Annotated in this window: 13 protein-coding genes; 6 read left to right on the plus strand and 7 right to left on the minus strand. The window is 39.9% G+C overall.

Translation table 11 applies throughout. The annotated features are described in order from the left end of the window. Window positions 1-8: 8 nt before the first annotated feature. From I6F48_RS12950 to hemA, 7 genes are all read right to left on the minus strand, one after another. A complete protein-coding gene (locus I6F48_RS12950; RefSeq protein ID WP_007583967.1) occupies window positions 9-1,262 on the minus strand; it encodes a DUF819 family protein in 1,254 nt (417 codons plus the stop codon). A gap of 14 nt (window positions 1,263-1,276) precedes the next feature. After that, window positions 1,277-2,104, minus strand: a complete 828-nt coding sequence (locus I6F48_RS12955) for a tetratricopeptide repeat protein (RefSeq protein ID WP_007583966.1) — start codon at window positions 2,102-2,104, stop codon at window positions 1,277-1,279. 159 nt (window positions 2,105-2,263) lie between these two features. Beyond that, entirely contained in the window at window positions 2,264-2,638 is a 375-nt protein-coding gene (locus tag I6F48_RS12960; RefSeq protein WP_007583965.1) for a SirB2 family protein, read from the minus strand. 29 nt (window positions 2,639-2,667) lie between these two features. After that, window positions 2,668-4,212: a response regulator gene (locus I6F48_RS12965; RefSeq protein WP_007583964.1), complete on the minus strand. Its 1,545-nt coding sequence runs from the start codon at window positions 4,210-4,212 to the stop codon at window positions 2,668-2,670. A gap of 54 nt (window positions 4,213-4,266) precedes the next feature. After that, complete coding sequence (gene prmC, locus I6F48_RS12970; protein WP_165728898.1) at window positions 4,267-5,106, minus strand: peptide chain release factor N(5)-glutamine methyltransferase; 840 nt, start codon at window positions 5,104-5,106, stop codon at window positions 4,267-4,269. Window positions 5,107-5,108: 2 nt separating this feature from the next. After that, window positions 5,109-6,194 (minus strand): peptide chain release factor 1, encoded by a 1,086-nt coding sequence (gene prfA, locus I6F48_RS12975; RefSeq protein ID WP_024593863.1) that lies wholly within the window; start codon window positions 6,192-6,194, stop codon window positions 5,109-5,111. 7 nt (window positions 6,195-6,201) lie between these two features. Beyond that, window positions 6,202-7,458, minus strand: coding sequence for a glutamyl-tRNA reductase (gene hemA, locus I6F48_RS12980; protein WP_010554718.1), 1,257 nt, complete (start codon window positions 7,456-7,458; stop codon window positions 6,202-6,204). Window positions 7,459-7,541: 83 nt separating this feature from the next. Here hemA and lolB point away from each other — a divergent pair, with 83 nt between their 5' ends. The 6 genes from lolB (at window position 7,542) to ychF (ending at window position 12,535) form a co-directional block, all read left to right on the plus strand. Next, entirely contained in the window at window positions 7,542-8,129 is a 588-nt protein-coding gene (gene lolB, locus I6F48_RS12985; RefSeq protein ID WP_101164113.1) for a lipoprotein insertase outer membrane protein LolB, read from the plus strand. Window positions 8,130-8,131: 2 nt separating this feature from the next. Further along, on the plus strand, window positions 8,132-8,989 hold the full coding sequence (gene ispE, locus I6F48_RS12990) for a 4-(cytidine 5'-diphospho)-2-C-methyl-D-erythritol kinase (protein ID WP_165728899.1): 858 nt from the start codon (window positions 8,132-8,134) through the stop codon (window positions 8,987-8,989). Between the two features lie 88 nt (window positions 8,990-9,077). After that, complete coding sequence (locus I6F48_RS12995) at window positions 9,078-10,025, plus strand: ribose-phosphate pyrophosphokinase (protein WP_007583957.1); 948 nt, start codon at window positions 9,078-9,080, stop codon at window positions 10,023-10,025. Window positions 10,026-10,174: 149 nt separating this feature from the next. After that, the gene (locus tag I6F48_RS13000; RefSeq protein WP_008171830.1) at window positions 10,175-10,786 is read left to right on the plus strand and encodes a 50S ribosomal protein L25/general stress protein Ctc; all 612 of its coding nucleotides are present in this window, start codon (window positions 10,175-10,177) and stop codon (window positions 10,784-10,786) included. A gap of 19 nt (window positions 10,787-10,805) precedes the next feature. Then, window positions 10,806-11,390 carry an aminoacyl-tRNA hydrolase gene (pth, locus tag I6F48_RS13005; RefSeq protein ID WP_165740491.1) on the plus strand — a complete coding sequence of 195 codons (585 nt, stop codon included), beginning with the start codon at window positions 10,806-10,808 and terminating at the stop codon, window positions 11,388-11,390. A gap of 53 nt (window positions 11,391-11,443) precedes the next feature. Beyond that, window positions 11,444-12,535: a redox-regulated ATPase YchF gene (gene ychF, locus I6F48_RS13010; protein WP_007583951.1), complete on the plus strand. Its 1,092-nt coding sequence runs from the start codon at window positions 11,444-11,446 to the stop codon at window positions 12,533-12,535. The last annotated feature ends 178 nt before the right edge of the window (window positions 12,536-12,713 follow it).

Raw genomic sequence — 12,713 nt, forward strand, 5'->3', positions numbered from 1 at the left:
TAAATTCCTTACGGTGCAACTGCTTGCATCATTAATCCACAAATATAAGCCATATAAGTACCCACACCATAGCCCAGTACAGCTAACAGGACACCAACAGGCGCAAGCGAAGGGTGAAATGCTGATGCTACAACAGGTGCAGACGCTGCACCGCCCACATTAGCCTGCGAGCCCACTGCCATATAAAATAACGGTGCTTTAATTAGTTTAGCTACTACTAACATTATGCTTGCATGCACTAACATCCAAATGGCACCAACTAAAAATAACCCTGGGTTATTAAAAATAGCGGTTACATTCATATGCAAACCAATCGATGCAACTAAAATATACAAAAAGCTAGAGGCTACTTTTGAAGCGCCAAACGCTTCTATTTGTCTAACTTTAGTAAACGATAAGCCTATGCCAATCGTTGTTGATATAACAATTAGCCAAAAGAATTTACTGTTTAAGCTGTATTCTTTTGCCCACTCATAAGTCGTGCCAAAGTACGGACCTAAAAAGTCAGCACAAAAATGCGCTAAACCGGTTATACCAAATGCAATTGCAAGCAGCGTCATGTAATCGTTAAGAGTAGGAATACGTGCGTGTTCAGCATGATAGGCTTCAACACGTTTTTTTAAATCTTCAATTGCGCTTGTATCAGCACCCGTAGCTGCATCAATCTTTTTATGGTTTGCTGCCATTAACAATAAAACAGCCATCCAAATATTCGCGACTATTACATCTACTGTAATCATTACAGAAAATATATCACCACCAACTTCAAACATCTCTTTCATTGATGCTTGGTTAGCACCACCGCCAATCCAGCTACCCGCAACGGTTGTCATACCGCGCCATACTGCATCGGGCCCATGACCACCAACAATACTTGGATCAAATGCACTCACGACTAAAATAGCTAATGGCCCACCAATAACAATGCCCAATGTACCCACTAAAAACATAATGAGCGCTTTAGGGCCTAAGTTAATAATAGCTTTTAAATCAATACTAATGGTAAGCAGTATTAAACAAGCAGGCAGTAAGTAGCGCGAAGCCACATAATAAACATTGGATTTATTACCATCTACAATACCAAAGGTATTTAATAACGAAGGTAAAAAGTAACACAGTAGTAAAGCAGGTACGTATTTATAAAATCGTTTTAAAGCTGGACGCTCACTGTTTGAGGTTTTAAAAATAAACCCCAAAATAATAGCAAGCAAACCAAGCACAACGGCATCATTTGTAATTAATGCGCTTTGAGTTTCAACCATAATTATTCCTATTCTTAATGGTGCGTTTTATTATTATCTTCTAGTTCTTCTATTTGGTGTTGAATAATCTCTATTGCAGGATCGTCCGGACACTCATCGACAAAAAACTGTAAATCATCACGTGCCATTTTAGGGCAACCGAGCTGATTTAATAAGTAACCTCTGTCGCGTCTCTCATACGGGTCGTCGCCTATTAGCTCCATTAGCATCTCTACACAGGTCAAAGCATGACCAAATTTGTTTTCGCTAATGAAAGACCATTTTTGCTGAGCTAAAAATAGCTTATATACTTCGTCATCAAAAATTAACTCTAAAGGCTCTTGTTCTTGCCCATCATCTTCATCTGCGTTTTCAGGGATGATATACCAGCTTTGTTGCCCGCTGCTTGGCTCAATTATGTAGCCCTCTTCATCACTTATCGCCACATGAACACCAACATCACCCAGCGTAAGACTAAGATTTGCATCAAAGTTAGCTTGTTGTAAAAAGTGACAAAGTATAATTGCAAGCGTTGTTGGTGAGCCACTACGCATAGAAAGCGTATAGCTTAATGTATTTAATTTGTATTCTGGCACTTTTAAGCCTGAGGCACTAAATAGCCAATCGCTGTAAAACATATCTAATAATTTTTCGAAGCGATCGTGCTCATCACTCACTTTTAAACACAGCGCTGAAATTTGCTGTTCAAAGTCAGTTAAAGTTTCATAACATGGTGTTAAATCTATCTGAGGGTCCCATTTTGACTCTGCTTTAATACAGCGGTAAATCGCTGGAGGTGTAAATTCATCGTAAGCATCATCAAGATAAGATTCATCGTGTTCGTCAAACCCGAGGGTAGTCATTAATACTGCAACATTTTAGAAAACGAAGGCCTAGTTTACCTAACTTTAAAGCTATATACCAATATAGAGATGTTTTTGAATATTTTCTGAGAGAGAGTCGTATTTGAGCTTTATAAAACAACTATAAAGCTCAAATAGTCAGGTATTACTTAAAGCAAATTAAAGCAAAAAAGCTGATTTAGACGTCGCTAAATAACCTATCGCTAAAATAACAGCAGTGTTAACTAAAACGTAAGCAACTTTAGCCGTCATTTTAGTTTGTCTGGCGCTTTTAGCCCCAATACCAATATATATAACCACTAAAACTATTTTTTCTAATAGCCAATATTGTTCAAACGGGTTAATTTTAGCCATAAATATAAGCGTAAGTGCAGACACTAATAACAAAGTATCTATACTATGACTACCAATCATTACCGCTTTATTTTTTGCTAATTTACCACTGCCCATTCGCGAAAATGCGCGAACATAAAATAAAATCACACTCAACATCGCAATTGCCATGTGTGAATGCTTTACTGCTAAATAATCCATATGCCCCTGTACTTCTGTTTTATAAAAATTTAATCAGGAAAACGGTTAAGAACCGCTTCTAACTCATCAAGCTTCTCGTTAAATACTTCAACCAATTTCGGTTCAAAGTGTGTGCCTTTTTGAGCGTTAATTTCATCAACTACGTTTTGCAGTGTCCAAGGTTCTTTATAGCATCGTTTATGGCGAAGTGCATCGTATACATCAGCAAGTGCAACTATACGACCAAATACATTAATTGCGTTTCCGCTTAAACCTTGTGGGTAACCAGAGCCATCCCATTTTTCATGATGCTCTTTTGCAATAATTGCGCCTGCACTAACAATCTCATGCGGCGAGTCTTTTAAAATAGTATAGCCTTTATCAGTATGGGTTTTCATCACTTCCCATTCTTGGGCATCTAACTTTGCTGGTTTATTTAATACCGCATCAGGAATGCCCACTTTGCCTACATCATGAAGAGGCGACGCCAACCTTACTAAATCAGCATCATGCTTAGATAAGCCATACCCTTGTGCCAATATATGACAAATATGTGCTACACGCTTAACATGATTACCCGTTTCTGTTGAGCGTTGCTCTACCGCTTCACTTAACCTGTAAACAAGCTCTTGTTGCGTTGCTTCTATTTCAGACTGAAGTTGTACATTTTCAAACGCAAGTTGCACATTTTGAGAAAAAATCTTAATTAAATGGCGCTGAGTATCCGTTAAATCCTTTGGAATACCTGATATAAATAGCATCGAATTATGATTGTACTCACTGCTACAATACGCAAATAAGTAGTTATCTTTATAAATAATGCTTTTTTCATTAAGCGCCTGATGACATGCACTTAACTGTTCAGCTTGTAATACCTCATCGAGCTCTTTACCTTCACTTTTTTCAAAGTCACCGGTACCCGAGCAAACAATTAATTTTTTATTATTTTGTGCTTCAGGATTTTGCGCAACTAAAGTAGTTGCATACATAGCTTGATCAGCAATACCGAGTAAAGAAGTTAACTGCTGCATAACGCCTTCAATAAAGTGCTCTATTGAATGCGCAGAAAAAATATCACGGGACGCTATAATTATTTTCTCAAGCCCTTCGCGTGACTGCTCAATCGAAATAATATCCCGATACGAACGCAGGCTCGACATAATAACAGTAAATAACTTTTGAGCCGTTAGCTCTGTTTTAGATTTGTAATCGTTAATATCATAATTAATAATTACTTGTCGTTCAGGTGCTTGACCAGGTTGACCCGTTCTTAAAATAATTCGAATATGATTATTTTTAGCTTCTTCACGAATAAACTTAGCAACTTGCAAACCGGCATCATCGGTCTCCATTACTACATCAAGTAGTACAATGGCTGCATCTGGATGCTCTTTCACAAGCTCTTTTGCTTCAGCACCTGAGTACGCACTAATAAATTCTAAGCGTTTATTTTGAAACTCAAAATCACTCAACGCTAGTTTTGTAACAGCATGAACTTCAGGTTCATCATCAACGATTAATACTTTCCAGGTACCGAGTTCAATCTCATTGATTGCTTCTTCTGGCTCATCTGAAAATAAAAAATCACCCATCATAGTCGAAATTCCTTCATGGCATTATTTAACGCACTAGCAGGCAATTATTATTCTTTAGGGCCACTGTGCAAACGTTACACGGTCATTATCACCAAAGTCTTTCACTGTTTTAATATCCACAAATGCCATTTTTTTGAAGAAATGACGAACAGCTTCACCTTGCTCAAAACCGTGTTCTATTAAAAGATAGCCACTAGATAACAAATAGTCACGTGATTGTGTAATTATTTGTTTAATATCAGACATTCCACAATCATCAGCCACTAATGCCGACAAAGGCTCAAAGCGCACATCGCCCTGATTTAAATGTATATCACTGCTTTCAATATAAGGCGGGTTGGTAACAATTAGGTTGAATTTCTCACCATGTAACTCGCTAAACCAGTTGCTTTGCTTAACGTGAACGTTATTAATAGCCAATCGCTGCTGGTTACGTGTAGCCAGTGCAACTGCATCGCTTACTCTATCTACTGCAATAATTTGCCAATTAGGCATTTCACTACCAAGGGCCAGTGCGATTGCACCAGTACCCGTGCCTAAATCAAGCACTTTAGCTGTAGCAGGTACAGCCACTTCAAGTGCTTGTTCTACTAACGTTTCAGTATCTGGTCGAGGTATTAAAGTTGTTGCGTTAACTTCAAGCGATAAGCTCCAAAATTCACGTTGCCCCGTAATATGTGCAACAGGTTCACCGTTTAAACGTCTTTGGCAAAATGTATTAAATTGCTGTTGTTGTTCGGCATTAAGCGCATGCTCTGGCCAAGTAAAAAGGTAACTGTGAGGTTTTTGAAGAATATGTAGAAGTAAAACTTGTGCGTCTAATTTAGCACTTTCGCTGCTAGGTGCTAATAAATTAGCGCCTGCAGCAATAGCTTGTTCAAGAGTGTGGCTCACGATTACTCGTCGCCCATAGCCGCTAATAAGTCAGCTTGATGTTCTTGCATTAATGGGTCAATAACGCAGCTTAAATCACCCGCTACCACTTCATTCAAACGATAAAGTGTTAAGTTAATACGGTGATCGGTAATACGACCTTGTGGGTAGTTATAAGTACGGATACGTTCAGAACGATCGCCACTACCTACTAAGTCACGACGTTCAGATGCTTCTGCCGCATGGCGCTTTTCATCTTCAGCCTGTTGTAAACGTGCTGCAAGTACTGACATCGCTTTAGCACGGTTTTTATGCTGTGAACGTTGATCCTGACACTCAACCACAACACCGGTAGGTATATGTGTAAGTCGAATAGCAGAATCTGTTTTATTAACGTGCTGACCACCTGCGCCTGATGCACGAAATGTATCAACTTTTAAATCTGCGGTATTAATTTGTATCGCTTCTGCCTCTGGTACTTCCGCCATTACCGCAACAGTACACGCAGAGGTATGAACTCGCCCTTGTGACTCAGTTTCTGGCACACGTTGTACGCGGTGTACACCTGATTCAAACTTTAATTGACCGTAAACGCCTTCGCCACTAATATTTGCAATAACTTCTTTGTAACCACCGTGCTCACCTTCATTGGTGCTCACAACTTCTACTTTCCATTTTTTAGTTTCTGCATAGCGGCTGTACATACGGAATAAGTCGCCAGCAAAAATAGCCGCTTCATCACCGCCTGTTCCAGCGCGTACTTCAACAAACACGTTGTTATTATCTCGCGGATCTTTTGGCAACATTAATACTTGAATTTGATCTTCAATTGCCAAAATTTGTGCTTTAGCTTCTTTATATTCTTCTTGCGCCATTTCACGCATTTCAGGGTCAGAATCTTTAAGCATTTCTTCTGCACTGGCTAAATCATCTTGCGTTTCTTTGTAAGTTAAAAACGTTTTTACAATCTCTTCAAGCTCAGAGTATTCTTTTGAAAGCCCACGAAAACGATTTTGATCACTAATGACCGACGGGTCGCTTAGTAGCGCTTGTACTTCTTCGTAACGCTCTACTAAGGTTTCTAATTTATTATAAACAGACTCTTTCATTTAACGGTTATTCCTGATCAATACCTAACATTTTTTTCAACTGGTTTAGCTGCGCCACTTCACCTTTTTTCGCTGCGTCTTGTATTGCACGGGTAGGCGCGTGCATTAAGCGATTGGTTAATTTATTGGCGAGCTCTAATATAATTTTTTCTGCATCTTTACCTGTATTTAGCTGACTAACAGCACGCTCTACAAGTTCTGACTTAATTGTTTGTACATCATTTCGATAATGGCGGATTAAATCTACCGAATCGAGTGAGCGCATCCACATTGCAAATTCTTTGGTGCGTTCAGTAATAATTATTTGCGCTTGCTGTGCAGCTTGCTCACGCGCTGCCATATTCTCGCTTACAATGGTTTGTAAGTCATCAACGGAATATAAATAGGCAGCATCTAGCTCACCTACTTGGCTTTCTATGTCGCGCGGAACCGCAATATCTATAAATAGCATAGGCTTGTGACGGCGCTGCTTAAGCGCTTGCTCAACCACCCCTTTACCAATAATAGGTAAAGTACTGGCGGTAGAACTAATGACTATATCGGCTTCATGTAAACGTTCTGGTAACTGTGCAAGTGCGATAACATCTGCAGACACTTCATCAGCAAGACTGCGAGCACGTTCAATTGTTCTATTCGCGACCGTTATTTTTTTAGGCTCATTTTGATATAAATGTTTAGCAACCAGTTCAATGGTTTCACCAGCACCAATCAATAACACATTGGTTTGATCAAGCTTGCCATAAATATGTTTTGCTAAATTAACAGCCGCAAATGCAACCGACACGGCACTTGCGCCTATATTTGTTTCAGTGCGAACTTGCTTCGCTACCGAAAAGGTTTTTTGAAACAACCTATCAAAAGTAACCCCTATTGCATCGTGGGTTTTAGCACTAAAAAACGATTGCTTTATTTGCCCTAAAATTTGCGGCTCGCCTAACACAAGAGAATCCAACCCACACGCTACGCGCATTAAGTGGTTAATGGCGTCATTACCTTCATGGCAGTATATATTGCTGCTCAGTTCATGTTCATCCAAACCATGGAAACTGGCAAGCCAAGTTAACAGTGTTTGGGAATTTTGCTGAGCGAGGCTACAATAGATCTCGGTTCGATTACAGGTAGACACAATAACCGCTTCATTAAAGTCGGCATGGCCACTTAATTGTTGCAACGCCTCTGAAATTTGCTCAGGCGAAAAAGCCACTTTTTCACGTAATTCTACGGATGCGGTTTTGTGATTTATACCTAGTGCTATTATGGTCATATTTGCCAAATATTGCTGAGCCCTACTTCAAAGGCGGTAATTTTACCAAAAATCAGCGGAATATGGAAAGTAAGGAACAACATTTGATTCGACAATATTTGATTTTATTCATGTTTTTTTTATTATTAGGTGGCTGTGCCCATCAAATTGATACAAAAACAACACTTTATGATGATTGGAAACCACGTTTAGCTGCTCAAAAAACTTGGCAGGTCGAGGGGAAACTCGCGTTTATAAGCCCAGAAGAGCGTCAATCTGCAAACTTAAATTGGCAGCAAACAACAAATTCCAATAATTTAATACTGACTACTTTTATTGGTACTCGTATTTTGTCGCTTAAACAAACAGCAAATGGTGCTGAATTAGAGTTTGACGGCGATGAGTACTTTGATACTAATGCTGCAGAGCTTTTAAAGCGTTTAACGGGTTTTACACTCCCTGTTGATAACGCCGATAACTGGCTTAAGGGCACCATTGACGATCAAAGTTTAGTCGTTGATGAACTAGGCCGTGCAAAGCAAGTATTATGGTTTGATAATACAGGCAAGAAATGGCAAATAGATTACGGCACTTACGTACAAAACGCAGGTTACTGGTTACCAACTAAACTGACGTTAAAGCATCAACAAATAAAAATAAAAATTCAACTCTACGATTGGCAGTTTAAATAAGTATGAATAACAAAACCTCTTTTTCACTTATTGCCCCGGCAAAACTCAATTTATTTTTACATATTAATGCTCGCCGAGAAGATGGCTATCATGAACTAGAAACCTTATTTACTTTTTTAAATTTTGGTGATGAGTTGCATTTTGAGCTAACAACAGACGGTGGTATTTCTGTCGGTGGTGATACTAAAGACATACCCCTAAATGATAATCTCATCTATAAAGCGGCTTTATTATTACAAACACACTGTAAAACCTCTTTAGGTGTAAAAATAAATTTAATTAAACGCTTACCCATGGGCGGAGGTGTTGGAGGTGGTTCATCCGACGCCGCAAGTACTTTATTAGCGCTAAATAAATTATGGAAATTAGAACTAAATTTAGAAACTCTAGCCCAATTAGGACTTAAATTAGGGGCTGATGTTCCGGTGTTCATACAAGGGCAAAGCGCCATAGCGCATGGTATTGGTGAGAAATTACACCAGGTAAAACTTGAACAAAAATGGTACTGCGTTGTACACCCAAACCAACATGTAAGTACTGCAAAAATATTTACACATCCAGATTTAAAACGCGACACACCAAAAATAATAGGCGATTGGAAACACCATACTTTAACCAATGATTGTGAGCCTTTAGTTAAAAAGCTTTGCCCCGAGGTTGAAAAAACCCTCCAGTGGTTGCTAAAATACGCACCGTCGAAGATGACCGGAACAGGTTCATGTTGTTTTGTCGAATTTGCTAGTCAAGTTCAAGCACAAGATGTACTTGAAAATCTCCCCCATACTTGGCAGGGTTTTGTGGCTTCAAGCGCAAATGTCTCACCTGCTCATACGGAGTTAACCGCCATATTCGATCAATGAAGTAACGTACAAGTAATCATAAGTTAACTCGCAGTGGTATTTATCATTGCCCGTTAGTCCAAATATTCAGTGCCTGAGGAACCCTACCGTGCCTGACATGAAGCTCTTCGCTGGTAACGCAACACCTGAGTTAGCTCAAAAAGTTGCAAAACGTTTATATATTGAATTAGGCGATGCTGTTGTTGGCCGTTTTAGCGACGGTGAGATCAGTGTTCAAATAAATGAAAATGTTCGTGGCTCGGACGTTTTTATCTTGCAATCAACCTGTGCCCCTACAAACGATAACCTAATGGAACTTATCGTTATGGTTGATGCTCTACGTCGTGCATCTGCAGGTCGTATTACTGCCGTCATTCCTTATTTTGGTTATGCGCGCCAAGACCGTCGTGTACGTTCTGCCCGTGTTCCAATTACCGCTAAAGTCGTTGCCGATTTCTTATCAAGCGTTGGTGTTGACCGTGTTCTTACGGTTGATTTACACGCTGAACAAATCCAAGGCTTCTTTGATGTACCAGTAGACAACGTATTTGGCAGCCCTGTATTACTTGAAGATATGAAAGAACGCGACTTTGAAGACGTCGTTGTTGTATCTCCAGATATTGGTGGTGTTGTACGCGCACGTGCAATTGCAAAACTACTAAACGATACCGATTTAGCAATCATTGACAAACGCCGCCCTCAAGCAAACGTTTCTCAAGTAATGCACATTATTGGTGACGTTGAAGGTCGTGATTGTATTATCGTAGATGATATGATTGATACCGGTGGTACGTTATGTAAAGCCGCAGAAGCACTTAAAGAACATGGCGCTAAACGCGTATTTGCATACGCAACGCACCCTATTCTTTCAGGTAAAGCAGCAGAAAACTTACGTGACTCGATGATTGACGAAGTAATTGTAACTGACTCAATTCCGCTATCTGACGAGCTTAAAGCCCTTGATAAAATTAAGGTACTTACGCTTGCTGACATGTTAGCAGAGACTATTCGTCGTATTAGTAACGAAGAATCTATCTCAGCGATGTTTGAACACTAAAATTAAACATTCCTGAGTATAAAAGCGCCTTTTGGCGCTTTTTTTGTAAGCGATGTTTATTTTGTCTGGGCGTGGTGGTATGATAGCGCGCCTTTTGGCTAGGGACCTTGGTCGCAAAGGCCCTACACATTTTAATAACTGGAGACATCATGTCTAACAAAACTTATACATATAACGCTGAACTTCGCGTAGAAACTGGTACTGGTGCGAGCCGCCGCCTACGTCGCGAAGACAAAGTTCCTGCAATCCTTTACGGAGCTGACAAAGAAGCTTTATCTCTTACTTTTGCTCATAAAGATATGATCAAAGCACAAGAAGACGAAGGTTTTTACACGCATATCCTTACGCTTAACGTAGATGGCGAAGCTGTTGAAGTAATCTTAAAAGATATCCAACGTCACCCATTCAAGCCTAAGCTTACTCACCTTGATTTCCAACGTGTAGATGCTACTCATAAATTTCAAACTAAAGTTCCTCTTCACTTCATCGGTGAAGATATTGTAACTAAAGCTGGCGCAACTGTTGTTCACCAGTTAACTGAAGTTGAAATTACGTGTCTTCCAAAAGCACTTCCAGAATTCATTGAAGTAGATGTTTCTAAGTTTGTTGTTGGCGATTCTGTTCATATTTCTGACCTTACTTTCCCTAAAGGCGTTAGCTCTGTAGATTTAGGTAAAGGCGAAGGCCATGATCAGTCTATCCTGACTATCAAAGCAAACAAAGCAGCTCCAGTTGAAGACGACGCTGCAGCAGCAGAATAATTTTTAAGGTCTCGCAACCTTGAATTCTATTCAAATGCTTGTGGGCCTGGCTAATCCAGGCCCCGAATACGCAAACACACGCCACAATGCAGGTGCTTGGTTCATCGAGCAAATCGCTGCACGCTACAACTGCACCCTAAAATACGATCCTAAATATCACGGCCTTACAGGCAAAGTGATCATTCAAGGCCAAGAATTCAAATTATTGATCCCCACTACTTACATGAATTTAAGTGGTAAAGCGGTCGGTAGTTTAGCTAATTTTTTCAAAATCCCTGTCGAGGACATTTTAGTTGCCCATGACGAATTGGATTTAGACCCAGGCGTTGCCAAGTTAAAAAAAGGCGGCGGGCATGGCGGTCATAATGGTTTAAAAGACATTATTGCAAAAATGGCAAATCAAAAAGACTTTATGCGCTTGCGCATTGGTGTAGGTCATCCGGGGCATCGTGAAATGGTTACTGGTTGGGTGCTTGGAAAAGCGGTCAAAGCAGACCAAGAAAAAATGGATGCTGCTGTTGATGAAGCAGTTCGTTGCATGGAAATACTTGCAAAAGATGGTGTGTTAAAAGCACAAAACAGACTACATTCGTTTAAACCCTAGTAACTTGGGTCCAAGTACACCGTTTAAACGAATTCTAAACAAGGTATCTTACTATGGGTTTTAAATGTGGCATCGTTGGCTTGCCTAACGTTGGTAAATCAACGCTTTTCAATGCACTAACTAAAGCGGGTATTGAAGCCGCTAACTTTCCTTTTTGTACCATTGAGCCTAATACAGGTGTGGTACCTGTGCCAGATCCTCGTCTAGACGAACTTGCTAAAATAGTTAATCCTCAACGAGTTCTTACCACCAGTATGGAATTTGTAGACATTGCTGGCTTAGTAAAAGGCGCATCTAAAGGTGAAGGCCTTGGTAACCAGTTTTTAGCTAACATTCGTGAAACCGATGCAATTGGCCACGTAGTTCGCTGTTTTGAAGATGAAAACATCATCCACGTAGCAGGCACTATTGACCCTGCTGACGATATTGACGTAATCAACACTGAGTTAGTACTTGCTGATATGGATAGCGCTGAAAAAGCCCTTTTCCGTAATTCAAAAAAAGCAAAAGGTGGCGATAAAGACGCTAAAGAGCAAAATGCTGTACTTGAAAAAGTAAAAGTGCATCTTGACGAAGGCTTAACTTTACGTGGTCTAGCACTAACTAAAGAAGAAAAAGCAGCAATCAGCTCTATTAACTTCTTAACGATTAAACCAACAATGTATATTGCAAACGTTGCTGAAGATGGTTTTGAAAATAACCCATACCTTGACCGCGTACGCGCTATTGCCGCAGCTGAAGATGCGATTGTTGTTCCTGTATGTGCCGCTATCGAGTCTGAGCTTTCAGAACTAGATGACGAAGACAAGCTAGAGTTTATGGCTGATCTTGGTCTAGAAGAGCCAGGTCTTAACCTTGTTATTCGTGGTGGTTATGAATTACTACAATTACAAACTTATTTCACAGCTGGCGTAAAAGAAGTACGCGCATGGACAATCCCTGTAGGTGCAACAGCACCACAAGCAGCGGGTAAAATCCATACCGACTTCGAGCGTGGCTTTATCCGTGCGCAAACTATTGCTTTTGACGACTTTGTTGCCTTTAAAGGTGAGAGTGGCGCAAAAGAAGCAGGTAAGATGCGTCAAGAAGGTAAAGAGTACATTGTTAAAGATGGCGATGTAATGAACTTCTTGTTCAACGTATAAGTACAAATTAAACCAATTTCACTTGGTAATAATTTTTAAAGGCTCGTTTTTACGAGCCTTTTTTGTATTTAAGCATTATAAAAATAATAATTAGCCTCAACTAGTCTATCTTTGTAATATCGCTTAATTAAAGAAGTACAGGGTTAATTAAGATTCCGCGCCTTAAAGGCAGCTAAAA

The sequence above is a fragment of the Pseudoalteromonas sp. SWYJ118 genome (assembly GCF_015864505.1).
Classification (GTDB): Bacteria; Pseudomonadota; Gammaproteobacteria; order Enterobacterales; family Alteromonadaceae; genus Pseudoalteromonas; species Pseudoalteromonas arctica.